Raw genomic sequence first — 26,841 nt, forward strand, 5'->3', positions numbered from 1 at the left:
CGAATACTCGACCGCACCACAGTACCGGTCGCCCACAGGTGCGGGCCGTCAGCCCGACACGAAGCTCAGCCGGACCGAGCGGCTCGGATTGTCCCTGTTCAGGTCCACCAGCACGATGCTCTGCCAGGTGCCCAGCAACGGCCGGCCACCGGCCACCGGCACCGTCACAGACGGCGACACCAGCCCCGGCAACACGTGGTCGGCGCCATGGCCGGGTGACCCGTGCGCGTGCCGGTACCGGTCGTCGCGCGGCAGCAGGCGTTCCAGCGCGTCGAGCAGGTCCGCATCCGATCCGGAGCCGGTCTCGATGAGCGCAAGGCCGGCCGTCGCGTGCGGGACGAACACGTTGCACAGCCCGTCCTGGCGGCCCGCACAGAAGGTCCGCACCTCCGAGGTGAGGTCGACGATGCGGCGGCGAGAGGTGTCGACGTCGAGCAGTTCGGTGTCCACCTGTCGAGGGTACGGGCCGGGCACCCGATTGACGTGCGCGTTTATTGACCGGCCGGTGGGGTATGCCTGCGCCAGCCTGACATTCGCTTCTGGAGGAAGACATGACCATCACCGGCATCATCAGCGCCATCCTCATCGGCATCGTCGTCGGCGTGCTCGGTCGGCTCGTACTGCCCGGCAAGCAGCCCATCGGCATGCTTGTCACCATCCTGGTCGGCATCGTATCGGCCCTCATCGGCACCGCGGTCGCCCGCGCCATCGGGATTCCGACGGCCACCAGCGGTGTCGACTGGCTCGAACTGCTCGTCCAGGTCGTCGTCGCAGCTCTGGGTGTGGCGCTGGTCGCCGCGCTCATGGGCCGCCGTCGCACCGGCATCACCGGTGGCCGCCGCTCGGGGATGATGCGGTAGACGGACCCCAACACCCCCCTTGGTGATCCCGGCTGGGCCCCCGACCAGCCGGGATCACCTCATCTGGGGGGGCGGTCAGTGTCGACGGCGGATGATCGCCCGCAGCTTCTCCACCCGGGTCGAGATCTCCCTTTCCACTCCACGGTTCGTGGGCCGGTAATAGTCGACCCCGATCAGCTCGTCAGGCGGATACTGCTGCGGCACAACCCCGTCGGGACTGTCATGGGCGTACTTGTAGCCGACCGCGTTACCCAGCTTCTGAGCGCCCGAGTAGTGACCGTCGCGCAGGTGCGCCGGAACCAGTCCGGCCTTACCCGCGCGGATGTCGGCCATCGCGGCGCCGAGCGCGGTGGTGACGGCGTTGGATTTGGGTGCGGTCGCCAAATACACCGTCGCGTGGGCCAGCGTCAGCTGCGCCTCCGGCATACCGATCAGCTGGACGGTCTGCGCCGCCGCGACCGCGATCTGCAACGCGGTCGGATCGGCCATTCCGATGTCCTCGCTGGCAAGGATCATCAGCCGGCGTGCGACGAAACGCGGGTCCTCGCCGGCCACCAGCATCCGGGCCAGGTAGTGCAGGGCGGCGTCGACGTCGGAGCCGCGGACGGACTTGATGAACGCGCTGACGACGTCGTAGTGCTGATCGCCGTCCCGGTCGTAGCGCACGGCCGCCTTGTCCAGGGACTGCTCGATGACCTCGACCGTCACAGTTCCCTGGCCGGCCGCGGACGTCTCGGCCGCCACCTCCAGCGCGGTCAGCGCCCGCCGGGCGTCGCCGGCTGCGAGCCGGACCAGCTGCTCGACGGCCTCGTCGGTGACCTTCACCTTTCCGTCCAGCCCGCGCGAATCCTCGATGGCCCGCCGGATCACCGTGTCGATGTCGGCCGGCGTCAGTGGCTGCAACTGCAGGATCAGCGAACGGCTCAGCAGCGGCGCGACGACGGAGAACGACGGGTTCTCCGTGGTCGCCGCGACGAGCAGCACCACCCGGTTCTCGACCGCGGCCAGCAGCGCGTCCTGCTGGGTCTTGGAGAACCGATGCACCTCGTCGATGAACAGCACGGTCGGCTGCCCCCGGAGAAGCGCGACGCGGGCCTCCTCGATCACCGCGCGCACCTCTTTGACACCGGCGGCCAGCGCCGACAACGCCTCGAACCGGCGGCCCGTGGCCTGCGAGATCATCGACGCCAGCGTGGTCTTCCCGGTCCCCGGCGGCCCGTACAGGATCACCGACGCGGCGCCGGAGCCCTCGATCAGGCGGCGCAGCGGCGAGTTCGGTGTGAGCAGATGCCCCTGCCCGACGACCTCGTCGAGCGAGGTCGGACGCATCCGCACGGCCAGGGGCGTCGAGGCTCCCGCGGCCGCCGGGCGCGCGGCAGGCGCCTCGCCGGGGTCGTCGAACAAGCTGTCGGACACGCTCCCTGCTTACACGGGGGCGGTGACGAAGTCGATGAGCTCCTCGACACGGCCGATCAGCTCGGGCTCGAGGTCGGTCCAGTCCCGCACCCGGGCCCGGATCTTCTGCCAGGCCGCGGCGATGTCCGCCTGGTCGCGGTGCTTCCAGCCGAGCGCGGCGCACACGCCGTGTTTCCAGTCCTGGCCTCTCGGGATCACCGGCCACTCGGCGATCCCGAGCCGGGCGGGTTTGACCGCCTGCCAGATGTCGATGAACGGGTGCCCGACCACCAGGGTGTGCTCACCGCCGGGGCCGCGCCGCACCGCTTCGGCGATGCGGGCCTCCTTCGTGCCGGTCACCAGGTGGTCGACCAGCACGCCGAGGCGGCGTCCCGGTCCCGGGCGGAATTCGGCGACGATCGCGGCGAGGTCGTCCACGCCGCCGAGGTACTCGACGACCACCCCCTCGATCCGCAGATCTTCGCCCCACACCTGCTCGACGAGCTCGGCGTCATGGCGGCCCTCGACGTAGATACGGCTGGCCAGCGCGACCTTCGCGCGGGCCCCTTTGACCGCGACGGAGCCGGACGCGGTGCGCGTCGGGGCGGCCGGCACCGCTTTCTTCGGCGGGGTCAGGATCACGGGCTCACCGTCGATCAGATAACCGGGACCGACCGGAAACGGTTTGGTACGGCCGTTGCGGTCTTCGAGCACCATCCGGCCGTATTCGACGCGCAGCACCGCACCGACGAAGCCGGTCTGGGCGTCCTCGACGACCATGCCGATCTCGATCGGCTGCTCCCGCGAGCGCGGCTTGCGGGCCTGGTGCGGGTTGTTGGACAGGATGTCGGCGCCATAGCGATCAGCCACCGGCTGATCGTAGGGACAGCGCGGCCGGACTCGGGCCAACGCGGCCCCGTGTGTTGCTCACCTTCCGGCGCGGCGGCTCGCGCCAACCTGTCAGCCCATCTGCTGGCTCTGATCCGCGACGGGCGCTCCCACCTCGGCCAGTTTGGCCGGGTTCGAGGTGATCTCGTCGATCACGGTGTGGATGAACCGCATCTTCTCCAGCACCGGCGGTGGCAGCACGAACGGGTAGAGGTCCTGTTTGCCCATCGACCGGTTCACCATGTTCAGCGCCCAGGAAAGCGGCAGCCACAGGTCGATCAGCGTGTCGAATCCGCTGGGCCCCAGCATTCTGCGGTCGTAGGTGGCGTTCGCCGGCGCGAACCCGAACGCCGCCGCGGTGTCCAGGGTGTCGCGGATGTGGAGGTAATGCGCGAACGTCTCGGCCCAGTCCTCGGCGGGATGCATGGTGGCGTAGGAGGATACGTAATCGTCCTCCCAGCCGGCCGGGGCGCCCTCGCTGTAATGCCGGTCCAGTGCAGCCTGGTAGTCGGCGTTGGGGTCACCGAACAACTCGTGATAGCGCTGCAGGTAGTCCTGCGACGTCCCGATCAGCCGGTACTGGTAGTAGTGGCCGATCTCGTGGCGGAAGTGACCGAGCAGCGTGCGGTACGGCTCGTCCATCGAGATGCGTAACTGCTCGCGGTGAACGTCGTCACCCTCGGCGAGATCGAGTGTGATGACCCCGTTCTCGTGCCCGGTGAACACCTTCTCGAACTGACTGGAGAGCAGGTCGAACGCCAGTCCGAACTCGGGATCCAGGTCGCGGCCGACGATCGGCAGTTTGAGTTCGTGCAGCTCGGCGATGAGCCGGCGTTTGGCCCGCTCCGCGTTCGCGAACGCAACGAGCGCCATGGTGTCGGCGTCGTTGGGCCGCGTTCTGGTCAACGCGCACGACACGCACAGCTTGGCGATCGGACCCTTTTCCACCAGCCAGTTGCATTCGGCGAGATGCAGATTGGCGCACAGTTGGAACTGCCTCTCGTCGACCGCACCGGCGTGCTCGCTCTCCTCGGTCGGCGCGATCACCAGCAGCGCCATGTCGTCCAGCGAAAAGCCCAGCGCGCTACCGCAATTCAGACACACCGAGTTTTCGAACGCCAACCGCTGGCCACAGTTCGGGCACGTGAAGTCACGCATGCAGAACTCCCCCTCCATACGGCGCGACGTCGACGGACACGTCGATCGCGCTGTTCTCCGAATCGGTGTAGATGATGCCGCGCAGCGGCGGAATGTCGGCGTAGTCACGTCCGTAGCCGACCGTGACGTAGCGTTCGTCGACCATCTGGTTGTTGGTCGGGTCCAGCCCGAGCCAGACATTCTGGGGCGTCCACACCGAGGCCCACGCGTGTGTCGCGTCGACTCCCACCATGCGTTCCTTCCCGGGCGGAGGATCGGTGGCCAGATACCCCGACACATAGCAGGCGGCCAGACCATTGGCACGCAGGCAGGCGATCGCCAGCCGCGCGAAGTCCTGACATACCCCTTCCCGCGCCGCCAAAACCTCGCTCACCTTGGTCGACACCGTCGTCGACCCCGACCGGTAGGTGAAGTCGGTGTGGATCCGTTCGGTGAGGTGGCGCAGCACGTCGATCAGCGGCCGCTCCGCGGTGAAACTGGGTGCGGCGTAGGCGCGGATCTCCTCGGTGATCTCCGGCGGCTGCAGGTCGAGAGTGAACTCGGTCGCCAGGGCCCCGTCCGGGCCGACCGGACGCGCGATCTCCCACGGCGCCCGCGCCGAGGGGCCGTTGTAGAGGTCCGGCGGCGGCGGATCCACCTCGACCACCGAGCGACTGGTCACCGTCAGCACCCGATGCCGTTGCGTGACATGGAAATACGAGCTGACATTGCCCCATCCGTCGCGACTGGTGGAGCTGTCGGCCGCGTGCGGTTCCAGCACGACTTCGTGGAACAGGCACCGCTGGCGCGCCGAGTCACGCGGTGTCAGGAACCCGCGCCCGTAGGAGCTGGTGACCACATCGGAGTAGCGGTACTGGGTGCGGTGGGTGATCTCGTAGCTGCGGCCGCGGGCCGAAGCGGTGGGCCCGTCCGGGTACGCCGTCACGGAACCAGCCGCCGTTCGTGCGGGCCCCACAACGGCTGCATGTCACCGGGCAGGGACAGGTGGATCGCGGTGATCACGCTGGCGAGCTCGCGCAGGTCGCGATGGATGGCGGCCAGCAGCGCGTCGAACTCGTCGCGTCGGCCGTCCTCGCCGGCCTCCTCCAGTTCTGTCGGCTCGATGCGGCGCAAACGCGCGGCGATCTCGTCGACCATGCGCTCGGGCCGCGACGACCCCGACGCCCCGGGCAGCGACCGCAGGTGGGTGCGCAGCCGCTCCAACTGATACACCAGCGAGCGGGGATTACCGGCGTCGAACAGCACCAGTTCCGCGACACCTGCGACGTTGTAAGTGCCCGGGTTGCGGCGGCGGTAGATCACCAGCGACTCGCAGACCACCAGCGTCGACTCGGTGACGGTCTGCTCGGCGCCCGGCGTCCGCACCGTGGTCATGGTCGCCCGTAGCAGTGCGGTCATCGCGAGCGCCCGCTCGATGCGTTTGCCGATCTCGAGCATCGTCCAGCCGGCGTCGTGCACCATCGATTCGGCGACGACCCCCGACAACGTCAGCATCCCTGCCAGCGTGAGCGTGCTCGTCGACGACAGGAACGCGTCGCCTTCGGCCTTGGACTCGGGCGGGGTGTCCGGCGCGTTGAGCAGTGCGCGTTCCAGCGTCGAGAGCACCATCCAGGTGTCGTTGGACATCTGATCACGCACCGCACGTGCCGCCAGCCCGAGCCGCTCCACCGAATGGGCCAGTGATCCCGGCCGGTGCCGGTCGGCGGTCAGCGACCACAGCGTCGTCGGTGCGATGGCCACCATTTCCGCATAGTCGCCGCCGGCTCCGGTGTCTGTGCCTGTGATCACACCCAGTGCGGTCAGCAGGACGGGCACGCACTCGCTGCCGTCGAGCGTGCGGCGGTACCGGTACTTGTGGTAGCGCTCCCGGGTCACAGTCAGCAATCGGGCCATGTTCTCGGCACGCTCGGCGTAGCGGCCTATCCAGAACAGGTCGGACAGCACGCGCGGCGAGCTGACCTCCTGGGTGGGGCTCGCAGTCGCCAGCTGTGGCAGCGCCGGAACCGTCTCGGCGGTGACCCGGCTGGGTGTACGGACCCAGATATCTTTGGCGGCAACTGATTTCAAACGGTATCCGTCGGCGCCAGGTGCCACCAGGTAGCCGAGGCCGCCGATCATCGGGGCATACCCGCCGCGCTGGGACACGGTGAACAGCCGCATGCCGACGCTAGCCGAGGTCAGCCCGCCCCCGAGGAAGTCGGCCGGCGCCGAGGAGAACTCGGGCAGCTCCTGACCGACCCACTGCCACGGCGCGGCGCTGATGCGTGCGGCCAACGCCTCCCGCTGCGCCGCCGACATCTGGGGACCGACGACGGTATCGCCTCCGGTGACGGGCTTGAACAGCAGCGACGACAGGTTTGCCAGCAGGTGGGAACGTTCGGTGTTGATGCCGCCCCAGTACGAGGGGGCGGTGGGTAGCAGCGGCGTCTCACCGAGCAGCTTCTCGGCCAGCTCAGGCAGGAAGCGAAGCAGCCCAGGGCTTTCCAGCACACCGCTACCGAGCGTGTTCACCACGGTCACCGCCCCGCGGCGCAGCACCTCGACGAGTCCGACCACACCGAGCCGGGAATCCGGCCGCAGGTCGAGCGGATCGGCGTAGTCGGCGTCGACGCGGCGCAGCACCACATCGACCCGCTTGAGGGTGCCCATCGACCGCATCCACAGCTTGCCGTCGCGGACCACAAGGTCGGCGCTCTCGACCAGCGGCAGACCCAGTACGCCGGCCAGGTAGGCCTGGTCGAACGCCGTCTCGGAGTGGATGCCCGGGCTGAGCACCACCACCACGGGCTCCTCGGCCGACTCCGGGGCGGCCTCGACCAGGGCCAGCCGCAGTGCCTGCGCCCAGGGCGACACCGGTTGCGGGCCGATCTGCTCGTAGAGCTCCGGGACCGCGTGAGCCACCACCCGCCGGTCGGCCAGCGCGTATCCCGCACCAGACGGCGCCTGGGTCCAGTCCGCGTTGACGACGAAGTCACCCGTGGCGCCGCGACTGATGTCGCAGCCGTGCAGGAACAGCTGGTGACGACCGGGTACCGCGATGCCGTGGGCGGCGCGGACGTACCCGGGATGGGCGAACAGCAGCTGCGGTGGCAGCGCCCCGCTGGTGATCGCGCGCCGCTCTCCGTAGAGGTCGGACAGCACGGCGTCGAGTAGCCGCGACCTTTGCACCAGGCCCGCCTCCAGCCGGTCCCAGTCCGGGGCCGAGATGACCAGTGGCAGCGCGTCGAGGTGCCACGGCCCGGGCACCGCGTCGTCACCGTCGGTCTGGATGTAGGTGATCCCGTCGTTGTCGACGAGCTCCCGCACGATCGCGCGCAGCTGATCCAGACCGTCACGGCCGCGCTCCCGGACGCAGTCGGCGAGCTCCTGCCACGCCGGCCTCACTTCCCCTGCCGCGTCGACGAATTCGTCGTACCCGGTGGTCGGGCCGCCAAGCTGCGACCCGACGTCGAACAACGCCTGCTGGGCCCGCATGGTGCCGTAGGGCGCCAGCGGGTTGTCGAGATCGGTCGGTCCGGCACCCGGGTGGGGTGCCGGCGACGGTGCGGGGTAGGCCATTACTGCAGAACGGTACGCACTCGCCGCAGGTCGAGGATGCCGGGTGCGCCCACATCGGTGGATTGTCTGGCCTGCTTCTCGCGCAACTCGGCGAGATCGACCTTGCCCGGGGTGAAGCCGGTGGCCTCGAATCGCCGGGCCCGGCGCGACTCGGCCTCCACCGCGTTGACCGGGGGCGCATCGTAGGCGCGGCCCCCGGGATGGGACACGTGATAGGTGCAGCCGCCGCGGGACACCCCGGTGGCGGCGTCGATCAGCTCGAATCGCAGCGGCCCGTCCACGGTGATCGTCGGGTGCAGCGCACTCGGCGGCTGCCAGGCCCGGTATCGCACCCCGCCGACCTGGACGTCGGGGTTGTCGGTGGACAGCAGCGGCACCGGGTGGCCGTTGACGGTGACCAGGTAGCGCTGCCGGTCCGCTCCGATCAGCCGCACCTGCAGTCGCTCCACCGAGGAGTCGACGTAGCGCGCGGTCCCGCCGTCGGTGGCCTCCTCCCCCAGCACGTTCCACGGCTCGATGGCGCCGCGCAGCTCGACCTCGACACCGCCGAACACCGCGGTCCCGATGCGCGGGAAGCGGAACTCGGTGAACGGATCCAGCCAGCTGGTGTCGAATTCGATGCCGTGGGCGCGCAGGTCGGCGGCCACCTCGGCGATGTCCTGAATGATGAAGTGCGGCAATAGGTATCTACCGTGCAGGTTGGCACCGTGCCGAATCAGCGGCGCCCGCAGCGGCTCCTGCCAGAACCACGCCACCAGCGCGCGCACCAGCAGCGACTGCACCATCGCCATCTGATGGTGTGGCGGCATCTCGAAACCGCGCAGCTCCAGCAGACCGAGGCGGCCGCGCGGGCTGTCGGGGCTGTAGAGCTTGTCGATGCAGAACTCCGCGCGGTGGGTGTTACCGGTGATGTCGGTGAGCAGGTGCCGCAGGGCACGGTCGACGATCCACGGGGAGGAACCGCCCGACTCCTGGGTCAGCCGGGCGATTTCGGCGAAGGCGATCTCGAGCTCGTAGAGCGCGTCCGGGCGACCCTCGTCGACCCGCGGCGCCTGCGATGTGGTGCCGATGAACCGGCCGGCGAACAGGTAGGACAGCGCCGGGTGCCGCTGCCAGTAGGTGAGCAACGAGACCAGTAGGTCCGGGCGGCGCAGCAGCGGCGAGTCGGCCGGGGTGATTCCGCCGAGGGTGATGTGGTTGCCGCCGCCGGTGCCGCCGTGGGAGCCGTCCACGCCGAACGATTCGGTGGACAACCGTGCCTGCCGGGCCTGCTCGTAGAGCGTCTCCAATTGCGCGCACTGCTCGGCGAAGGAGCCTGTCGGTGCGACGTTGACCTCGATGACCCCCGGGTCCGGGGTGATCGTCATCGACGTGAGCCGGGCGTCGGCGGGCGGACCGTACCCTTCGATCACGACGGGACATCCGATCGCGCCGGCCGCGCTTTCGAGCCGCTCGACGAGGTCGATGAAGTGTTCCAGTTCCTCGGTGGGCGGCAGGAACACGTACAGCAGCCCGTCCCGGATCTGGGCGACCAGAGCGGTTGGCGGGAGCCGGTCGACGTCCTCGGTCTCCGGGTCTGTCGCCGCGGTCGCCACCGTGGAGCCGCGGGCCGGCAGCGGCAGCCGGCGCCGTGTCGGATCGGCGTCGAACGTGGGCCGCGGCGGCCGCCAGCTGATCGAATCCAGCGGCAGCCGCAGTCCGGCGGGCGAGTCCCCGTCCAGCAGCACGATCCGGCCGCGCCGCAAGGTCCAGTCCGCGCTCGCCCATCCTGTGTCGTCGTCACGGCGATGCAGCGGCAACACGAACGCGGCCGGTTCGGCGACCGAGGCGTCGAGTCGGGCCAGGAGTTGTGCGCGGCTGTCCGGGGTATCGCGCTCCAGGTCGTCCTGGGTCGGGACAGGCTCGCCATCGGGTTGGCGTACCGCCTTGGCGAGGCGGGCCAGCGCATCTTCATACGCCGGCCGGACCTGGGACCGCGGCAGGCCGAGTCCGTCGGCGACGGCGCCGAGCAGCCGGGCCGCGGCGTCGGGGGCAGGGGCACGGCGGTCCGGCTCCGGCTGCCAGGGGTCGGCCAGCAGCGATCCGTCAGTCCACAGCGGTTCACCGTCGGTGCGCCAGAAAATCCCGATCTGCCAGCGCGGCAACGGTTCTCCTGGATACCACTTGCCCTGGCTGCGCTGGACCAGCCCATGCGGCGCCCACACCGTCTTCAGACGAGCCGCCAGCGCGGAGGCCCGGTCCCGTTTGTGCGGCCCGTCGGCATCGGTGGTCCATTCAGGATCGACCTGGTTGTCGATCGACACGAAAGTCGGTTCACCGCCCACGGTCAGTCGGACGTCACCTGCACAGAGCCGCTCGTCCACGCGCCGGCCGAGCGCGGTGATCGCCGCCCACGACTGTTCGCTGTAGGGCAGCGTCACGCGCGGATCCTCGTGCACGCGGGTCACGACGTTGCTGAATTCCAGTGTGGTCTCGCAGGGTTCGACAGCGCCGGTGATCGGCGCGGCCGAGTCGGGATGCGGTGTCGCCGACAGCGGGATGTGCCCCTCGCCGGCGAACAACCCGGAGGTCGGGTCGAGTCCTATCCATCCCGCGCCCGGGACGTACACCTCGGTCCAGGCGTGCAGGTCGGTGAAGTCGGCGGTGGGACCGGACGGGCCGTCGAGGGCCTCGACGTCGGAGGTCAGCTGGACGAGGTAACCCGAGACGAACCGGGCGGCCAATCCGAGCTGGCGCAGGATCGACACCAGCAACCACGCGGAGTCCCGGCACGATCCGATGCCGGTGCGCAGCGTCACGTCCGGGGTCTGCACGCCGGGCTCCATCCGCACCGAATAGCCGACGTCGGCGTTCACGGCGCGGTTGAGCGCGACGAGGAAGTCGATGGTGCGGGTGCCCGGCGCGACGGTGAAGTTCTCCACCCACGCCCGGGCGAGGTCACCGGGCCCGGAGCCCGCCCCGTCCTCGTCGACGGGCCGCAGGTAGGGCTTGAGGTCTTCGGCCAGCGGACGGGGATAGGAGAAGCCGATGTGTTCGGCGTAGTCCTCGATGAAGAAGTCGAACGGGTTGACCACCTTCAGGTCGGCGATCAGGCCCACCGTGATGGTCAGGCTCCGAGTGCGCGCCGGGAACACGAGCCGGGCGACGAAATTGCCGAAGGCGTCCTGCTGCCAGTTGACGAAGTGATCGGCGGGTTCGACCTGCAGCGAATAGGCCTCGATCGGGGTGCGGGAGTGCGGCGCGGGGCGCAGCCGGACCACGTGCGGATGGACCGCGACAAGTCGGTCGAACGTGTAGCTGGTCCGATGCTCCAGGGCCACCTTGATCCCCATAGCGCTAGATCCCACCACACCGGGCAGTGCCACGCAGGATGCGTCAGGTCTGCGCGCGGCGCGGGATGAGGCTGCCCCGCGGCCGCAGCACCAGCACCAGCACGCCGGCCAGTACGACGCCGACCAGGTTCACCGTGAGCTGCGCGGCCGACATCGCGGCGACGTCCCAGTGTCCGAGGATGCCGGCGACCGCGGCGAAGCCGGCGGCGGGCACGGTGGTGACGGAAATGAACACCCCGACCAGCGCGGCGGACTTCGACGACATCAGCGACAGCATTCCCGCGGCGCCGGCCAGCAGCGCCACCACGAACGAGATCGGACCGACCCGGAAGATGAAGTCCACGTCGTGAATGTCGCTGATGGTGTCGAAGCTCAGCCACCCCACCGCCCGCCCGGCCAGCGTCACCAGCGCGGTGATGCCCATTGCCACCGGGAACCCGACGAGCAGCGCGATGAGCGCCCGCCGTGCGAGGTCCCCGCGTCGCTGCACCACCGCCACCGACAGCGCGGCCAGCGGACCGAACTCCGGCCCGAGCACCATCGCGCCCATCACCGTCACCATCGAGTCGGTGACGGCCCCGATCGCGGCCAACAGGCAGGCCAGGGTCAGGAACGTCGTGAATGTCACCGACAGCGTCGACTCCTCGCGGGTGCGGGTGATCAGTTCGTCCCACACCAGAGCGTCGGCGGGATCGCCTTCGGCTTGGTCCTCGGCCGCGTGCGCCCGGGTGGACAGCACGGTGTCGAGCACGGTCAGCGCGATCGCGCCGCGGTGCTGCACGTCGAGGCCTTTGAGTTGCTTGATCAGGTCGTTGGCGGACTCGCGGGCGATGATGGCGCTGATCTCGTCGCCGGCCGGTTCCACCGCCGCGCCCCGGTGCAACATGATGTGCGCGACGCCGACCTCGTGGCGCAGCACGGCCAGCACCTCGTCGCGCATGTCCTCGGGGACGATCACCTGCAAGTGCAGCACCGCCGCACGGTAACCGGGTGACGCACCGGAATTGAACAATCGCGCGCGAAATGTGGCGGCCCCACACATTCCTGTTATAGATTCACACTCCCGACGGCGATAACCGGCCCAATCCTGGTAGCAGATGGAGTTTTCTGTGAATTTTGAACAGGAAAAGTTTTGGTGACCCTGGACGTCAAGACCCGCCGGCAACGGATCGAACAACGCGTCCGCTCCGCCCGTGAGGTCAACTTCGCCGACCTGGCCGCCGAATTCGACGTCTCGGAGATGACCATCCGGCGTGACGTCGAGGTGCTGGAAGGTCTCGGTGTGCTGCGCCGGGTGGTGGGCGGCGCGATCGCGGTGCAGGGCAAGGACTCCGAACCCTCGTTCGCGACCCGGGTGGCCGACGCCGCACAGGAGAAGATCCACATCGCCGACGTGGTGGCCGACCTCATCGGGGTCAACGAGACGCTGATCCTGGACTCGGGCAGCACCGCGCTGGCTGTGGCGAACTCGTTGAAAGGACGCAACCTCGGTCTGACCGTGGTGACGCCGAGTGTCCTGGCGGCCGTGGCGCTGGTCGACGAACCGGACACCACCGTGGTGCTCACCGGTGGACAGCTGCGTGCGGGCGAGCTGAGCCTGATCGGGCCGAACGCCGAGGACACCCTGGCCAACTACAACTGCGACACCTATGTGATGGGCGTGGCCGGCATCGACGGCGACCGCGGAATCTCCGACTACCACCAGGCGGAGAGCCGGGTGAAGCGCGCCGCCAGCCGGCGGGCCGATCGGGTGATCGTCGCCGCGGACAAGAGCAAGCTCGGCCGGGTCACCTTCGTCAGCATCGCCGCGCTGTCCCAGGTCCAGACCATCGTCAGTGACGGCCCACCGGACCACCCCGCTCTGGTCGCCGCACGCGGCGCCGGCGTCGAGGTGATCTGCGTTGCCGCTCAAGATGATTCCTGTGCCACAGCGGCGGGCGGCGCCCGGTGAGCCGGTACACCGTCGGCGTCGACGTCGGCACCACCGGCACCAAGACGGTGCTGCTCGACACCCTCGGCGGACTGGTGGCCACCACCAACCGGGAGAACACGCTGCACTCCCGGGGACCCGGTTTCGCCGAGGCCGACCCGGCGCAGTGGTACCGCAACGTGGTCGACTCGATCCGCGAGGTGCTTTCCGCCGGCGGCGTCGCCCCCGAGCAGATCGGCGCGGTGTCCACCTCCGGCATGGTCCCGGCCGTCATCCCCGTCGACGCCTCCGGAAACCCGCTGCGGCACGCCATCCTCCAGAACGACGCCCGCGCACACCGGGAAGTCACCGACCTGGCCGCCGAGTTGTCCACCGTCGACCTGGTCAGCCTCACCGGGTCGGCGCTGACACAGCAGTCGGTGGCGCCCACGACCGTGTGGCTGCGCGAGCACGAACCCGACGTCTATGCGCGCACCGCCCACTGGGTCGGCTCCTACGACTGGGTGCTCTCGGCCCTCGGCGCTCCCGTTCACGTGGAACAGAACTGGGCGCTGGAGTCCGGGTTGTTCGCGATCGACGGTGACCTCGCTGCCGACGTCGTGCGGGCCGCCGGCCTGGACCCTGCCACGCTGGCCCCGATCCGGCGCCCCGGCACGCTGGTCGGCGAACTCAGCCGTCAGGCCGCCGACGCGACCGGGCTGCGAGCCGGCACCGCGCTGGTGGTCGGCGGTGCCGACCACGTCCTGTCGGCGTTCGCCGCAGGCGTCAACGAACCCGGTGACGCACTGGTGAAACTCGGTGGGGCGGGCGACATTCTGGTCGCCAGCGACACGAAGGTCGTCGACCGGCGACTGTACCTCGATGCGCACCCCGTCCCAGGCCACTGGCTGCCCAACGGTTGCATGGCCACCAGCGGCAGCCTGATCCGCTGGTTGCAGGCACTCATCGGCGGTCCGGAACTGACCGCGCTCGACGACGAGGCCGCCTCGCGCTCCCCCGCTGAGGTGCTCTGCCTGCCGTACTTCCTCGGCGAGAAGAGCCCGATCCACGATCCGGACCTGCGCGGCGTCTTCGCCGGCCTGCACCTCGGACACACCAGGGCGGACATGTACCGCTCGGTGCTGGAGGCCATCGCGTTCGGCTTCCGCCACCACGTCGACGTCTTCGGCGAGATCGGCATCCCGCTGCGCCGGGTGATGATCACCAACGGCGGCTCGAAATCGACGTTGTGGAAGCAGATTCACGCCGATGTGCTGGGACACCCGATGCATCCGGTCAGCGGCCACCCCGGCGCCTCACTCGGGGCCGCGGTGATCGCCGCGATCGGCATCGGCGCGCTCGACGACTGGTCCGATGCCGCCCGGTTCGTCACCCTCGACCCGCCCTACGTTCCCGACCCTCACCGCCGCGAGATCTACGCCAGCGCCTACGCCACGTGGCGCGACCTGAGTTCGGCGATGACACCGATCTCCCACGCGATCGCCCGCACCACCCGATGAAACACACGAAAGGATCACTCTGCCAATGAGAATCACGCAATGGCCCACTTCGGGGCGGAGGAGCAGGCGCCCAGGCACCGCATTCTCCGCCGTGACCGCCCTCGTCGCCGTGCTGGCCCTCGTGCTGACGGGTTGCGCGGGCAGTGGCGGACCAGACGAGGTGGAGGCCACCGGCACCGGCGAGGTGCCCACCGACGTCTCGGGCACCGTGCGGATCCTGATGGAGAACGTGCCGGACACCGACATCGTGAAGTCCATGGTCGCGGACTTCAACAAGGAGTACCCGGACGTCGAGGTCAACATCGAGTCGCTGACCTACGACCAGATGCGCGACAAGCTGGTGTCGTCCTTCCAGTCCTCGACGCCGACCTACGACCTGATCGTCGTCGACAACCCGTGGATGGTCGACTTCGCCAACGCGAAGTTCCTCCAGCCGCTCGACGCCCGCATCGACAGCACCCCGGACTACGACGCCGCCGACTTCTTCGCCCCGCTCACCGACATCACCACCGTCGACGGAACCCGCTACGCCGTGCCGTTCTACAACTACGCGCTCGGATACCTCTACAACACCGACGATCTCGCGGCGGCCAACCAGCAGGTCCCGACCACGCTCGACGAACTGGTCAGCACCAGCAAGGCCCTGAAGACCGCTGACCGCGCCGGGATCGCGATGCAGCCGCAGCGCGGCTACAAGATCTTCGAGGAATGGGGCAACTGGCTGTTCGCCGCCGGCGGCTCGATCTACGACGCCGACGGCAAGGTCACGCTGAACACCCCCGAGGCCAAGCGCGCGCTCGAGGCCTACATCGACACCTACCGCAACGCCGCGCCCGCCAACAGCCTCAACTGGAGCATGGACGAGGCCCAGCGCTCGGTGGCGGCCAATCAGTCCGCATCGATGATCAATTACAACTGGCAACTGCCCGCGCTCAACGAGCCGGGTTCCGGGCCCGCGGCCGGCAAGATCAAGCTCGCCACCATCCCCGGCGGCAAGCAGGTGCTGGGGTCGTGGAGCTGGGCGATCCCGGCGAACTCGGCCACCCCGGACGCGGCATGGGCGTTCGTGTCGTGGATCACCGCCAAGCCCAACGACGTCACCCGCACCCAGAAGGGCGGCGCGGCGATCCGCAAGAGCACCCTGCAGGATCCGGCCGTGCTCAGCGGCGGATTCGGCGAGGAGTACTACCGGACGGTCGAGCAGCTGCTGGCCGACTCGGCACCGCTGAGCCAGGGGCCCAGCGGTGAGGAGATGATCCAGGCCGTCGGCACCGAACTCAACGAGGCGGTCGCCGGAACCAAGAGCGTCGACGACGCACTGGCCGCCGCGCAGGCCGAGGCAGAGAAGATCCAGGGCTGATTCGAGTGCCCAGACCGGAAACCGACCACCCCACGAAAGGAGCGAGACCAGCCGTGAAGTCGCCCTTGAGGTTTCAGCACGGCATGGTCGCCCCCCTCGCCGCCCTCTTCGTCGGGGTGGTCGGTTTCCCCCTGCTCTACGCCGCATATCTCAGCGTCACCGACTACAAGCTGACCGACCGCGGCGCGCCGGACATCGTCGGCGCCGACAACTACGTCGCCACCTTCGCCGACAGCGCCTTCTGGGGCGCCTTCGGCACCACCGCTGTGTACGTCCTGGTGGCCGTCGGGCTGGAACTGGTGCTCGGGCTGGCCATCGCGCTCGCCCTGCAGAAGCAGCGCTGGGCGCGGGATCTGACCCGTTCGATGCTGCTGGCGCCCATGTTCATCACGCCGATCGCGGTCGGCTTGACCTTCCGGTTCCTGCTCAATGACCAACTCGGCGCGATCCCGGCGATGCTGCACGGCCTCGGAATGGACTACGACTTCTTCGGCCCCGGCCGTGCGCTGTTCACGCTGGCGTTCATCGACGTGTGGCAGTGGACGCCGTTCATGGTGCTGCTGCTGCTGGCCGGGCTGCAGTCCATCCCGAAGGAACCGCTCGACGCCGCGCGTCTGGACGGGGCCAGTGGTCTGTACGTCCTGCGCCGGGTCACCCTGCCGCTGCTGGCACCGGTGCTCGTGGTGGCGATCCTGCTGCGCTCCCTGGACGCGATGAAGGTGTTCGAGTACGTGTTCGCCACCACCCGCGGCGGCCCCGGCACCGAAACCGAGACGCTGCAGTACTTCATCTACCAGACCGGGATCCAGTTCTTCCGGCTCGGATCCGCATCCTCGATGGCGTTCATCGTGCTGGTCGTCGTTCTGGCAGTGATCGTCATCGCGTTCCGCCGCATGGAGAGGACCAAATCGCGATGACCCGTTCCTCGGTGGTCACCGTGTTGCGGGTGGCCCTGCTGTGGGCGGCGGGCATCACGGTGCTCTTCCCCATCGTCTGGATCGCCCTGGCGAGCGTGAAAACGCCCGAGCAGCTCAATGATCCCTTCCTGATCACCTTCACACCGAACTTCGCCAGCTGGCAGAACGTGCTCACCTCGGGGATCCTCGGCGCCGCCGGGCGCAGCGCGCTGGTCGCGCTGATCACCGTCGGCATCAGTGTGGTGGTCGGCAGCATGGGCGCCTACGCGATCGCCCGCTACCGGGCGGGCGGCACGCTGACCCGCTTCGGCATGCTCGCCGCGCAGGTGCTGCCGCCGGCGGTGCTGGTGTTCCCGTTCCTGACGATGGCGTACGCGCTGCGACTGACCGACACCCTGGTGCCGGTGATCTTCGCGCACCTGAGTTTCGTTCTGCCCGTGGTCACCTGGTTCCTGATCGGGTTCTTCGAGGCTGTCCCCCGCTCGCTGGAGGAACAGGCCCAGGTGGACGGCTTCAGCCGGTTCGCGGCGTTCCGGCTGGTGGTGCTGCCGCAGGTTTATCCGGGTATCGGGGCCGCAGCCATCTTCGGCTTCACACTGTCCTGGAACGATCTGTTCTACGGGCTCATCCTGGCTCCGGGTAAGGCGGCGATCCTGCCGGTGGCCATCGCAGGTTTCAACACATTCCGCGGGGTTCAGATCGGCTCGATGAGCGCGGCGATCCTCATCGCGGTCGTTCCCGTCGTCATCGCGAGCTTCTTCATCCAGCGCAAGCTGGTGCAGGGCATCAGCGGCGGCGCGGTGAAGTTCTAGACACAGATAGGTTTTTGGCACACCATGGCAACGGTCCGATTCTCCGGCGTCCAGAAGGCGTACGGAACCACCTCAGTCGTCAGCGATCTCGACCTCGAGCTGCCCGACGGGTCCTTCACGGTGCTCGTCGGCCCGTCCGGATGCGGCAAGTCGACCTCGTTGCGCATGCTGGCCGGTCTGGAGACCGTCACCTCCGGGCGCATCACCATCGGCGACCGCGACGTGACCCACCTACAGCCACGGGACCGCGACATCGCGATGGTGTTCCAGAACTACGCGCTGTACCCGCACCTGTCGGTCGCCGAGAACATCGCATTCCCCCTGCGCGCCACCAAGACCCCGCGACGTGAGGCGCTCACCCGCGCGGCGAGCATCGCCGAATCGCTGGGTCTGGGAAAACTGTTGGAGCGCAAGCCCAAAGACCTCAGCGGCGGTCAGCAACAGCGCGTCGCGATCGGCCGGGCGATCATCCGCGAGCCTTCGGTGTTCCTGTTCGACGAGCCGCTGAGCAACCTCGACGCCAAGCTGCGGGTGGAGACCAGGACCGAACTGCTGCAGATCCAGCGGCGGCTCGGCATCACGTCGGTGTACGTCACCCATGACCAGGAAGAGGCCATGACGCTGTCGGACCGCATGGTCGTCATGCGGGACGGGCACATCGCGCAGCAGGGCACCCCGCAAGAGGTGTACGCGCGGCCCGCCGACACGTTCGTCGCGACCTTCGTGGGCAGCCCGAAGATGAACCTGATCGACGGCGCCGTCGCGGGCACCGCGTTCACCGCGGGCAACGGCTTCACCCTCACCGTCGATCGGCCCCCCGCCCACGGTCCGGTCACCCTCGGGGTCCGGCCCGACGATCTGCTGCCCACCGCCGCCGAGGGTGACGGGCAGGCACGGGTGGTGCTGATCGAACATCTCGGACCACGCGCCATCGTCACGATCGACGCTCACGGCACCGAGCTGACCAGCGTGGTCGAGACCGCGCGTCTGTCGGGCATCAGCGAGGGCAGCCCGGTCGACCTGGCCGCCCGTCCGGGCGCCACCCACCTCTTCGACACCACCACCGGCCGGCGTCTGGCCGGCTGAAACAACACAGAAGAAACGAGTAGTGCAGATGACGAGAACTGTCGTGGTGACCGGAGCGGGATCCGGTATCGGCCGCGCGATCGCCCACACGCTGGCGCAACGGGATTGGCGGGTGGTGGTGACCGACCTCGACGCGGCCGCCGCGGGCGAGGTCGCCGCCGCGTTGCCCAATCCGGATGCCGGCCACGAGTCGGCCCAGCTCGACGTCACCTCGGCCGAGAACGCGGCCGCGGTGGCCTCCGACATCGCCGGTCGCCTCGGCCTGCACGCGTGGGTCAGCAACGCCGGCATCTCGTTCATGCACCGCTTCCTCGACGCACCGGTCGAGCGCTATCAGCAGACCATGGACGTCAATCTCAAGGGCGTCTTCGTCTGCGGCCAGGCCGCCGCCCGCGAGATGGTGCGGTCAGGCACGCGCGGGGCGATCGTCAACACCGCCTCGATGGCCGGAAAGCAGGGCCGGGTGCCGTTCCTGTCGGACTACGTCGCCTCGAAATTCGGTGTGGTGGGGCTGACCCAGGCGATGGCCTACGAACTCGGTGAGCACGGCATCACCGTCAACTGCGTCTGTCCCGGTTTCGTCGAAACACCCATGCAGTCAAGGGAACTGGAGTGGGAGGCCGAACTGCGCGGCACCACCGCCGACGACGTGCGCGCGATGATGATCGCCGACACACCGCTGGGCCGGCTCGAAGCGCCCGACGACGTCGCCCGCTCGGTGGCTTTCCTGCTCTCCGACGACGCCCGCTTCATCACCGGCGAAGCGCTCGCCGTCAACGGCGGCGCCTACATGGACTGAGCCGGCCGCAACTCATCCGTTTCACCCGAAAGAGAAAGGCACTTCACGTGACCACCACCTGGCTCGACGAGGTCTTCGGCGTCTCGAAACCCGTCATCGCCATGCTGCACCTGTCCGCGCTGCCCGGCGATCCCGGCTTCGACTCCGCGGGCGGCATCGCCGCCGTCGTCAACCGCGCCCGCACCGAACTGGACGCGCTGCAAGCCGGCGGTGTCGACGCCGTCATGATCAGCAACGAATTCAGCCTGCCCTACCTGACCAAGACCGAACCCATCACCGCGATCACGATGGCCCGGATCATCGGCGAGCTGCTGCCCGACATCTCGGTGCCGTACGGGGTCAACGTGCTCTGGGACGGCCGGGCGTCCATCGACCTCGCGGTGGCCACCGGCGCGAAGTTCGTCCGCGAGATCTTCACCGGGGTGTACGCCAGCGACTTCGGCCTGTGGGACACCAACGTGGGCGAGGTCGCGCGGCACCGGGCACGCATCGGTGGGTCACACGTGAAGCTGCTGTTCAACATCGTCCCCGAGTCGGCCCAGTACCTCGCCGACCGCGATCTGGCCGCCATCACCCGCACCACCGTCTTCGCGACGCGTCCCGATGCGATCTGCGTCTCCGGCGCGACCGCGGGCGCGCCCACCGACACCGAGACGCTGCGCGTCGTGAAATCGGCCGCAGGTGAGGTGCCGGTGTTCGTCAACACCGGTGTGCGCGCCGAGAACGTCGCTGCCCACCTCAGCGTCGCCGACGGCGCCGTCGTGGGCACCTACTTCAAGAAGGACGGCCTGTTCGCCAACGCAGCCGAGAAGTCCAGGGTCGAAGAGCTCATGGGCGCGGCCAAGGAGTTCCGCGCTCAGCTGGGCTGATCGTTCGTCCGCCGGACGAGCCGCATCCCCAGCTCGTCCGGCGGAACCGAATGCCCTTCGGCACAGACGATCTCGACGCCCGCCTGAGCACCGCAACCCAGGTGGGTGAGTCGCAGCGACGTGTCGTCGAGGTGCTTGCGTCCCCATTCGAACATCGCCCACACCACCGGCATGAACTCCGACCCGGCCTCGGTGAGCACGTATTCGTCGCGCGCCCGCTGTCCAGGCTCCCGGTACGGACGTTTGGTCAGCAGCCCGGCTTCTACGAGTTCGGACAAGCGCGCCGACGTCGCGGCCTTGGTGATTCCGACGCGTTTGGCGAAATCGTGGAAGCGCGTGGTGCCGTAGTAGGCCTCCCGCATGATCAGCATCGCGGACTTGGTGCCGACGAGCGCCATCGTCTTCTCGATCGGGCACCGGCCGACCGCCGACCATGCGCCACGGTCGGCGAGCGGACCCTGCAGGACTGTCATGCACATCACTCCACCGCTGGGTTGTCTTGACTGAACCTAGGTGTTACATCTAGGTACACAGCAGCATACTCAGCGACGAGTTCCAGGAGGATCCGCATGGCCGACTATTCCGATCGCGACGCCGTCATCGTCGGCGCCGTCCGCACCCCCGTCGGCAAGGGCAAGGCCACCGGCGCCCTCCACGACGTGCTGCCCGCCGACCTGCTGGCACACAGCCTGCGCGAGCTCGTGACGCGTACCGGCGTGGATCCCGTCGAGGTCGAGGACGTCATCGCCGGCGCCGTCACCCAGGTCGGTGACCAGGCCGTCAACATCGCCCGCAACGCCCTGCTCGGCGCCGGGTTCCCCGAGAGCGTGCCCGGCACCACCGTCGACCGCCAGTGCGGCAGCAGCCAGCAGGCGATCAGCTTCGCCGCACAGGGAGTGCTGGCCGGCGCCTACGACGTGGTGATCGCCGCGGGCGTGGAATCCATGAGCCGGGTGCCGATGGGATCGTCGGTGCTGCCCGGCAGCAACCCGTTCGGCCGCGACATGACCGCCCGCTACCCGGATGGCCTTGTCGCCCAAGGCATCAGCGCCGAACTGATCGCTGCGCGGTGGAACCTGTCGCGCACCCAGCTCGACGAGTTCTCCGCCGCGAGCCATCAGAAGGCGGCGCGCGCTGCCAAGGACGGACTGTTCGACGCCGAGCTCGCCCCCATCGCCGGACTGACCGCCGACGAGATCGTCCGCCCCGACACCACGGCCGAGACGCTGGCCGGGCTCAAGCCGGCGTTCTACAACGAGGCCCTCGGCGCGCGGTTCCCGCAGATCGGTTGGAACATCACGCCGGGCAACTCCTCGCCGCTATCGGACGGGAGTGCCGCGGTGATGATCACCAGCGGCGCGGCGGCCCGCCGGCTCGGTCTGCGCCCGCTGGCGCGCATCCACACCACCGTCGCGGTCGGATCCGATCCGCTGTACATGCTGACCGGCGTGATCCCGGCGACGGAGAAGGTATTGCGGAAAGCCGGCTTGAGCCTTCCTGATATCGACCTGTTCGAGGTGAACGAGGCGTTCGCGCCGGTGGTGCTGGCGTGGGCCGCGGACGTGGGCGCCGACCTCGAGAGGACGAACGTCAACGGCGGCGCGATCGCGATCGGCCATCCCCTGGGCGCCAGTGGTGCGCGCATCATGACCACGCTGGTCAACGCGTTGCAGCAACGCGACGGGCGCTACGCGCTGCAGACGATGTGTGAGGGCGGCGGCATGGCCAACGCCACCATCATCGAACGGCTGTAAACGTCTGCGCTTAAGCCCGGGTCAGCTCGAACAGCGGGATGACTCGGTCGGTCTTGGCCTGGTAGTCAGCGAACACGGGCGCGATCTCGACGATCTTCGGATACAGCGCCTCGCGCTCGTCGTCGGACAGCTCACGGACGTCGACGTCATAGGCGTCGGTGCCCACCTCGATGTAAGCCTTCGGGTTCGCCCGCAGGTTGTGCACCCAGGCGGGATGCCGGGGTGCGCCGGCGTAGGACCCGACGATGAGCATCTTGCCGTCGATGGTCAGGTAAGCCAGCGGTGAGAGCCGCGACCTACCCGACTTCGCGCCCGTGGTGTGCAGCAGAAGCAGCGTGGCGCCGTCGAACGGCCCGCCGACCTTGCCTCCGTTGGCGCGGAACTCTTCGACGATGTTGCCGTTGAATGCGTCCAGCGCCGCAGTGTCGGCGACGAGCTTGTCTTTGTCCGGTTGCCTGTCCGGTGGTGTCATGCCTTGTCCAGCTTCTCCGGCTTGACGTCTATTCCGGACTCCTTGCGCTGCTGATCGGTGATCGGCGCGGGTGCTTCGGTCAGCGGGTCGACACCGCCGCCGGACTTCGGGAACGCGATCACCTCGCGGATCGAGTCCACGCCGGCCAGCAGCGCGGTGATGCGGTCCCAGCCGAACGCGATACCACCGTGCGGCGGAGCGCCGAAAGTGAACGCGTCCAACAAGAATCCGAACTTCTCGCGCGCTTCGTCGTGATCGATGCCCATCATCGCGAACACCCGTTCCTGGACGTCGCTGCGATGGATACGGATGGATCCGCCGCCGATCTCGTTGCCGTTGCAGACGATGTCGTAGGCGTCCGACAAGGCACTGGCCGGATCGGTGTCGAAGGTCGCCTCGGACTCGGGTTTCGGCGCGGTGAACGCGTGGTGCATCGCGGTCCAGGCGCCGGATCCGACCGCCACATCACCGGCGGCCGTCGCCTCGGCGGTGGACTCGAACATCGGCCAGTCCACCACCCACGTGAACGCCCACGCGTCCGGGTCGATCAGGTCGAGCCGTTTGGCGATCTCGATGCGGGTGGCGCCCAGCAGCGCCCGTGCCGACTTCGCGGTGCCGGCCGCGAAGAACACACAGTCGCCGGGATTGGCGCCCACGTGCGCGGCCAGCCCGTCCCGCTCGGCGTCGCTCAGGTTCTTGGCGACCGGCCCACCGAGCGTGCCGTCCTCGCCGATCAGTACGTACGCCAGCCCCTTGTGCCCGCGTTGCTTGGCGAACTCCTGCCAGCCGTCCAGCGTGCGCCGCGGCTGCGAGGCTCCGCCCGGCATCACCACGGCGCCGACATAGGGTGCCTGGAACACCCGGAACGGCGTGTCTTTGAAGTAGTCGGTGCACTCCACGAGCTCCAGGCCGAAGCGCATGTCGGGCTTGTCCGACCCGAACCGACGCATCGCGTCGGCGTAGCTGATCCGCGGCAGCGGCAGCGGCAGGTCGTACCCGATCGTCGACCACACGGCCTTGAGGACCTGCTCGGACACCGCGATGACGTCGTCGGCGTCGACGAAGCTCATCTCCATGTCCAGCTGGGTGAACTCGGGCTGGCGGTCGGCGCGGAAGTCCTCGTCGCGGTAGCAACGGGCGATCTGGTAGTACCGCTCCATACCCGCGACCATCAGCAACTGTTTGAACAGCTGCGGGCTCTGCGGCAGTGCGTAGAACGAGCCGGGCTGCAACCGGGCGGGCACCAGGAAGTCACGGGCGCCCTCCGGTGTGGAGCGCGTCAGCGTGGGGGTTTCGATCTCGATGAAGTCTTGCTCGGCCAGCACACTGCGTGCGGCGGCATTCACCTTGGAGCGCAAGCGGATCGCGTTGCCCGGCCCCTCCCGGCGCAGATCCAGGTAGCGGTACTTCAGCCGGGCTTCCTCGCCGGCGGTCTCGTCGAGCTGAAACGGCAGCGGAGCACTCTCCCCCAGTACCGTCAGCGACGTCGCGTTCACCTCGACCTCACCGGTGGCGATGTCGGGATTGGCGTTGCCTTCCGGACGGACCTCGACGACGCCGGTGACGGCGACGCAGAACTCCGAGCGCAACCGGTGCGCCTGCGCCAGCACATCGCCCTCCCGGAACACCACCTGAGCCACGCTCGGCCCGATTTTCCCGTCGCTACCGTCCTGCCCTCCGGACAAGCCGTCTCGCAGGTCGATGAAGATGACGCCGCCGTGGTCGCGACGGCGCGCCACCCACCCGGCCAGCGTCACCGTTTGACCGGCATCGGTGGGGCGCAATGAACCGGCGGTGCGGGTGCGCAGCACGAAGTACTCCTGTTCGCGGGGGATAGTCAACAGTTCAGTCTAGTGGGGCACGGTGGACAGCTCGACGAGGTCCGATCTTCCGTCGACCAGTCATGGTGACCTAACGTGTATGGTCATGCATCCCTGCGAGCGCGTCGGCCTGGACTTCGTCGACACCGCCCCGTACCGGTTCGTCAGCACCGTCGACCTGACCATCACCCCCGAGCAACTCTTCGAGGTACTGGCCGACGAGACGTCATGGCCACACTGGGCCAGTGTCATCACCAAGGTGACCTGGACCAGCCCGGAACCCCGTGGAATCGGGACGACGCGCACCGTGGACATGCGCGCCGGGATCACCGGTGCCGAGGAATTCCTGGCGTGGGAGCCATTCTCCCGCATGGCGTTCCGCTTCAACGAGTCGAGCACGTCGAGCATCTCGGCGTTCGCCGAGGACTACCACGTGGTGCCGACCGCCAAGGGGTGCCACCTGACCTGGATCATGGCGCTCAAACCCCATGGGCTCGCCGGGCGGTTCGGCCTGGCTGCCGGGAAGCCGTTGATGGCATGGATGTTCCAACGCTTCCTGCACAACCTGCGGCGCTACACCGATGAACGGTTCGCCGTGCGCTGAGGTCTGTGGCGCGGCCTCGCTGAGTGCGAAGAAACGTGCCGGCCGTGTCACAGCCCACGGGTAGAATCGCACATATGTGCGGCTCCTCAGGTTCTCGTGGGTAGCTGGGGGTGGAGTCCATCACCGGGTGGGCCGCTACTGCCTCTGCCGCCGAGGCCCGAAAACTCGCGGCCATCGCCGAACTTCACCGCCGCGTGGTCGGCGGTGAATTCCGCGAACGCCTCGCGATCGACGACACCGACGCCGCTGCCGCTCACGTCAGCTGCGCGCTGACCCTGCGCCACGGCAAAGCTGTCGGGCTCATCGACCTCGCCGTGACGCTGCGCGACCGCCTTCCCAAGGTCGGTGCCCGTTTCCTTGCCGGAGAAATCAGCGCGGGCATGATCGCCACGATCGCCTGGCGAACCTTCCTGGTCGGCCAAGCCGCACTTGCGGCCATCGACACCGCCCTGGCCGAGCACGCCCCGACCTGGGGCAACCTGTCCGACGCCAAACTCGCCCAAGCCATCGACGTGTGGATCCATCGCCACGATCCCGACGCCGTGCGCCGCGCCCGCAACGCCATGCGCGGCCGCTACTTCAACGTCGGCGACTACACCGACGAGAACACCGGCACCGTCACTGTGCACGGTCGCGTCAGCCTCGCCGACGCCGCATTGATGCAACAACGCCTGGCCATCATGATCGCCACGCCCTGCCCTGATGACCCGCGTACCAACGATCAACGCCGCGCCGACGCCGTGGGCGCCGCCATGGGTTTGGGAGTGTTCTTCCTGGCCTGCACCTGCCCCGACCCTGACTGCGCCGCCAAAGTGGACGACGGACGAGCCAGCAGCATCACCATCCACGTCATCGCCGACTCCGACTCCCTGCACGCCGAACCCGATCCGCAGATGCACGGAGACGCTCCCATCGAGGCCGCGCCCGCCCCACCTGGTCCGCCGGCCCAGCCCACGCCCACCGCCGAGCCCCCGCAGCTGTCGCCGTCCGACCCGGAGCCTCACCCGGTACCGCCGGAACGCAAGCCTGCGCTGATCCCTGGGTTCAACGGCGCGATCCTGCCCGCGCCACTGCTGGCCGAGCTGGTTCTGCACGGCGCCAAGATCCGCCTCGTCGACACGCTCAACCTCAAGACCGAACCGCGTTACAAGCCCTCAACCGCACTTGCGCGCTTCGTCCGCACCCGGGACATGACCTGCCGTTTCCCCGGCTGCGATCGTCCGGCCGTCTACTCCGATCTCGACCACACCCAGCCCTGGCCGGCCGGGTCCACCCACCCGGCCAACATCAAGTGCTACTGCCGCACGCACCATTTGATCAAAACTTTCCTTCCCGGCTGGAGCGACCACCAACACCCCGACGGCACGCTCACCGTCGTGACCCCCGCCGGGCTTCGGTACACCACGAAACCGCTGACAGCTCTGCTGTTTCCACACTGGAACACCACCACCGGACCCCCACCGCCACCACCGCCGAGCCACCAAGCCTCACCGAGCCGACCCGGCCGGCAACTGATGATGCCCACCCGCCGACGGACCCGCGCCCAGAACCGCGCCGCCCGCGTCACCGCCGAGCGCACCTACAACGCCACCCAACGCGCACTCGAACAATCCGCCCGACAAGCCACCGAAGCAGCGGCCGCGGACCAATCGTTCCGGCGACCCGGCTATGGCGACGACCCACCACCGTTCTGAAGCACGTTCATGCAAGTCGTCTGCGCGGCAGGCG

General features: G+C 68.6%; 23 protein-coding genes. 12 read left to right on the plus strand and 11 right to left on the minus strand.

Going from position 1 to position 26,841, the window contains the following annotated elements; genetic code table 11:
• Positions 1-48 precede the first annotated feature (48 nt).
• The gene (locus ACXMYJ_RS16860) at positions 49-438 is read right to left on the minus strand and encodes a secondary thiamine-phosphate synthase enzyme YjbQ (protein WP_260758088.1); all 390 of its coding nucleotides are present in this window, start codon (positions 436-438) and stop codon (positions 49-51) included.
• Between the two features lie 113 nt (positions 439-551).
• Between ACXMYJ_RS16860 and ACXMYJ_RS16865 the strand changes: the two genes are divergently transcribed.
• Positions 552-860, plus strand: a complete 309-nt coding sequence (locus tag ACXMYJ_RS16865; RefSeq protein WP_260752067.1) for a GlsB/YeaQ/YmgE family stress response membrane protein — start codon at positions 552-554, stop codon at positions 858-860.
• Positions 861-935: 75 nt separating this feature from the next.
• Here the strand turns inward: ACXMYJ_RS16865 and ACXMYJ_RS16870 are convergent, their stop codons facing one another.
• The 7 genes from ACXMYJ_RS16870 to ACXMYJ_RS16900 all read right to left on the minus strand — a co-directional run bounded on the left by ACXMYJ_RS16870 (position 936) and on the right by ACXMYJ_RS16900 (position 12,164).
• Positions 936-2,276: a replication-associated recombination protein A gene (locus ACXMYJ_RS16870; RefSeq protein WP_396884536.1), complete on the minus strand. Its 1,341-nt coding sequence runs from the start codon at positions 2,274-2,276 to the stop codon at positions 936-938.
• A gap of 9 nt (positions 2,277-2,285) precedes the next feature.
• A complete protein-coding gene (locus tag ACXMYJ_RS16875; protein WP_460357795.1) occupies positions 2,286-3,125 on the minus strand; it encodes a DUF3097 domain-containing protein in 840 nt (279 codons plus the stop codon).
• Positions 3,126-3,215: 90 nt separating this feature from the next.
• Entirely contained in the window at positions 3,216-4,301 is a 1,086-nt protein-coding gene (locus ACXMYJ_RS16880; RefSeq protein WP_260752065.1) for a zinc-binding metallopeptidase family protein, read from the minus strand.
• Positions 4,294-5,226 carry a transglutaminase family protein gene (locus ACXMYJ_RS16885; protein WP_260752064.1) on the minus strand — a complete coding sequence of 311 codons (933 nt, stop codon included), beginning with the start codon at positions 5,224-5,226 and terminating at the stop codon, positions 4,294-4,296. The genes ACXMYJ_RS16880 and ACXMYJ_RS16885 overlap by 8 nt, the downstream gene beginning before the upstream one ends.
• Entirely contained in the window at positions 5,223-7,859 is a 2,637-nt protein-coding gene (locus tag ACXMYJ_RS16890; RefSeq protein ID WP_260752062.1) for a circularly permuted type 2 ATP-grasp protein, read from the minus strand. The genes ACXMYJ_RS16885 and ACXMYJ_RS16890 overlap by 4 nt, the downstream gene beginning before the upstream one ends.
• On the minus strand, positions 7,859-11,191 hold the full coding sequence (locus tag ACXMYJ_RS16895) for a transglutaminase family protein (protein ID WP_460357799.1): 3,333 nt from the start codon (positions 11,189-11,191) through the stop codon (positions 7,859-7,861). Before ACXMYJ_RS16895 ends, ACXMYJ_RS16890 begins: the two co-directional genes overlap by 1 nt.
• Before the next feature lie 43 nt (positions 11,192-11,234).
• Positions 11,235-12,164, minus strand: a complete 930-nt coding sequence (locus tag ACXMYJ_RS16900; protein WP_260752060.1) for a DUF389 domain-containing protein — start codon at positions 12,162-12,164, stop codon at positions 11,235-11,237.
• 159 nt (positions 12,165-12,323) lie between these two features.
• Between ACXMYJ_RS16900 and ACXMYJ_RS16905 the strand changes: the two genes are divergently transcribed.
• The 8 genes from ACXMYJ_RS16905 to ACXMYJ_RS16940 all read left to right on the plus strand — a co-directional run bounded on the left by ACXMYJ_RS16905 (position 12,324) and on the right by ACXMYJ_RS16940 (position 20,463).
• The gene (locus ACXMYJ_RS16905; protein WP_396884534.1) at positions 12,324-13,142 is read left to right on the plus strand and encodes a DeoR/GlpR family DNA-binding transcription regulator; all 819 of its coding nucleotides are present in this window, start codon (positions 12,324-12,326) and stop codon (positions 13,140-13,142) included.
• Positions 13,139-14,620, plus strand: a complete 1,482-nt coding sequence (locus ACXMYJ_RS16910; protein ID WP_260752057.1) for an FGGY-family carbohydrate kinase — start codon at positions 13,139-13,141, stop codon at positions 14,618-14,620. Before ACXMYJ_RS16905 ends, ACXMYJ_RS16910 begins: the two co-directional genes overlap by 4 nt.
• Positions 14,621-14,645: 25 nt before the next feature.
• Positions 14,646-15,980: an ABC transporter substrate-binding protein gene (locus tag ACXMYJ_RS16915; RefSeq protein ID WP_260752056.1), complete on the plus strand. Its 1,335-nt coding sequence runs from the start codon at positions 14,646-14,648 to the stop codon at positions 15,978-15,980.
• Between the two features lie 65 nt (positions 15,981-16,045).
• Entirely contained in the window at positions 16,046-16,897 is an 852-nt protein-coding gene (locus ACXMYJ_RS16920) for a carbohydrate ABC transporter permease (protein WP_260758086.1), read from the plus strand.
• The gene (locus ACXMYJ_RS16925) at positions 16,894-17,709 is read left to right on the plus strand and encodes a carbohydrate ABC transporter permease (RefSeq protein WP_260752055.1); all 816 of its coding nucleotides are present in this window, start codon (positions 16,894-16,896) and stop codon (positions 17,707-17,709) included. The genes ACXMYJ_RS16920 and ACXMYJ_RS16925 overlap by 4 nt, the downstream gene beginning before the upstream one ends.
• Positions 17,710-17,733: 24 nt before the next feature.
• Positions 17,734-18,795, plus strand: a complete 1,062-nt coding sequence (locus tag ACXMYJ_RS16930) for an ABC transporter ATP-binding protein (RefSeq protein WP_260752054.1) — start codon at positions 17,734-17,736, stop codon at positions 18,793-18,795.
• A gap of 28 nt (positions 18,796-18,823) precedes the next feature.
• Positions 18,824-19,594 (plus strand): SDR family NAD(P)-dependent oxidoreductase, encoded by a 771-nt coding sequence (locus ACXMYJ_RS16935; protein WP_260752053.1) that lies wholly within the window; start codon positions 18,824-18,826, stop codon positions 19,592-19,594.
• A gap of 47 nt (positions 19,595-19,641) precedes the next feature.
• The gene (locus ACXMYJ_RS16940; RefSeq protein WP_313901319.1) at positions 19,642-20,463 is read left to right on the plus strand and encodes a BtpA/SgcQ family protein; all 822 of its coding nucleotides are present in this window, start codon (positions 19,642-19,644) and stop codon (positions 20,461-20,463) included.
• Here ACXMYJ_RS16940 and ACXMYJ_RS16945 read toward each other — a convergent pair.
• The gene (locus ACXMYJ_RS16945; RefSeq protein ID WP_460357806.1) at positions 20,451-20,936 is read right to left on the minus strand and encodes a winged helix-turn-helix transcriptional regulator; all 486 of its coding nucleotides are present in this window, start codon (positions 20,934-20,936) and stop codon (positions 20,451-20,453) included. The genes ACXMYJ_RS16940 and ACXMYJ_RS16945 overlap by 13 nt on opposite strands.
• Before the next feature lie 96 nt (positions 20,937-21,032).
• Here ACXMYJ_RS16945 and ACXMYJ_RS16950 point away from each other — a divergent pair, with 96 nt between their 5' ends.
• Positions 21,033-22,217 (plus strand): thiolase family protein, encoded by a 1,185-nt coding sequence (locus ACXMYJ_RS16950; protein WP_260752051.1) that lies wholly within the window; start codon positions 21,033-21,035, stop codon positions 22,215-22,217.
• Between the two features lie 10 nt (positions 22,218-22,227).
• On the opposite strand, the gene ACXMYJ_RS16955 is transcribed toward ACXMYJ_RS16950, so the two are convergent.
• Entirely contained in the window at positions 22,228-22,689 is a 462-nt protein-coding gene (locus ACXMYJ_RS16955) for a nitroreductase family deazaflavin-dependent oxidoreductase (RefSeq protein WP_260752048.1), read from the minus strand.
• Positions 22,686-24,500 carry an aspartate--tRNA ligase gene (gene aspS, locus ACXMYJ_RS16960; RefSeq protein WP_260758083.1) on the minus strand — a complete coding sequence of 605 codons (1,815 nt, stop codon included), beginning with the start codon at positions 24,498-24,500 and terminating at the stop codon, positions 22,686-22,688. The genes ACXMYJ_RS16955 and aspS overlap by 4 nt, the downstream gene beginning before the upstream one ends.
• A 109-nt stretch (positions 24,501-24,609) precedes the next feature.
• Here aspS and ACXMYJ_RS16965 point away from each other — a divergent pair, with 109 nt between their 5' ends.
• Both ACXMYJ_RS16965 and ACXMYJ_RS16970 read left to right on the plus strand, forming a co-directional pair.
• Complete coding sequence (locus ACXMYJ_RS16965; protein WP_260752045.1) at positions 24,610-25,113, plus strand: SRPBCC family protein; 504 nt, start codon at positions 24,610-24,612, stop codon at positions 25,111-25,113.
• 110 nt (positions 25,114-25,223) lie between these two features.
• A complete protein-coding gene (locus tag ACXMYJ_RS16970) occupies positions 25,224-26,807 on the plus strand; it encodes an HNH endonuclease signature motif containing protein (RefSeq protein ID WP_460357812.1) in 1,584 nt (527 codons plus the stop codon).
• Positions 26,808-26,841 lie beyond the last annotated feature (34 nt).

It is taken from the genome of Mycobacterium sp. ZZG, from assembly GCF_054786995.1.

Coding starts and splice junctions, on each gene's coding strand:
- ACXMYJ_RS16865 (WP_260752067.1), top strand. CDS start 552: ATGACCATCACCGGCATCATCAGCGCCATCCTCATCGGCATCGTCGTC.
- ACXMYJ_RS16880 (WP_260752065.1), bottom strand. CDS start 4,301: ATGCGTGACTTCACGTGCCCGAACTGTGGCCAGCGGTTGGCGTTCGAA.
- ACXMYJ_RS16890 (WP_260752062.1), bottom strand. CDS start 7,859: ATGGCCTACCCCGCACCGTCGCCGGCACCCCACCCGGGTGCCGGACCG.
- ACXMYJ_RS16895 (WP_460357799.1), bottom strand. CDS start 11,191: ATGGGGATCAAGGTGGCCCTGGAGCATCGGACCAGCTACACGTTCGAC.
- ACXMYJ_RS16915 (WP_260752056.1), top strand. CDS start 14,646: ATGAGAATCACGCAATGGCCCACTTCGGGGCGGAGGAGCAGGCGCCCA.
- ACXMYJ_RS16925 (WP_260752055.1), top strand. CDS start 16,894: ATGACCCGTTCCTCGGTGGTCACCGTGTTGCGGGTGGCCCTGCTGTGG.
- ACXMYJ_RS16930 (WP_260752054.1), top strand. CDS start 17,734: ATGGCAACGGTCCGATTCTCCGGCGTCCAGAAGGCGTACGGAACCACC.
- ACXMYJ_RS16935 (WP_260752053.1), top strand. CDS start 18,824: ATGACGAGAACTGTCGTGGTGACCGGAGCGGGATCCGGTATCGGCCGC.
- ACXMYJ_RS16945 (WP_460357806.1), bottom strand. CDS start 20,936: ATGACAGTCCTGCAGGGTCCGCTCGCCGACCGTGGCGCATGGTCGGCG.
- ACXMYJ_RS16950 (WP_260752051.1), top strand. CDS start 21,033: ATGGCCGACTATTCCGATCGCGACGCCGTCATCGTCGGCGCCGTCCGC.
- ACXMYJ_RS16955 (WP_260752048.1), bottom strand. CDS start 22,689: ATGACACCACCGGACAGGCAACCGGACAAAGACAAGCTCGTCGCCGAC.
- ACXMYJ_RS16965 (WP_260752045.1), top strand. CDS start 24,610: ATGGTCATGCATCCCTGCGAGCGCGTCGGCCTGGACTTCGTCGACACC.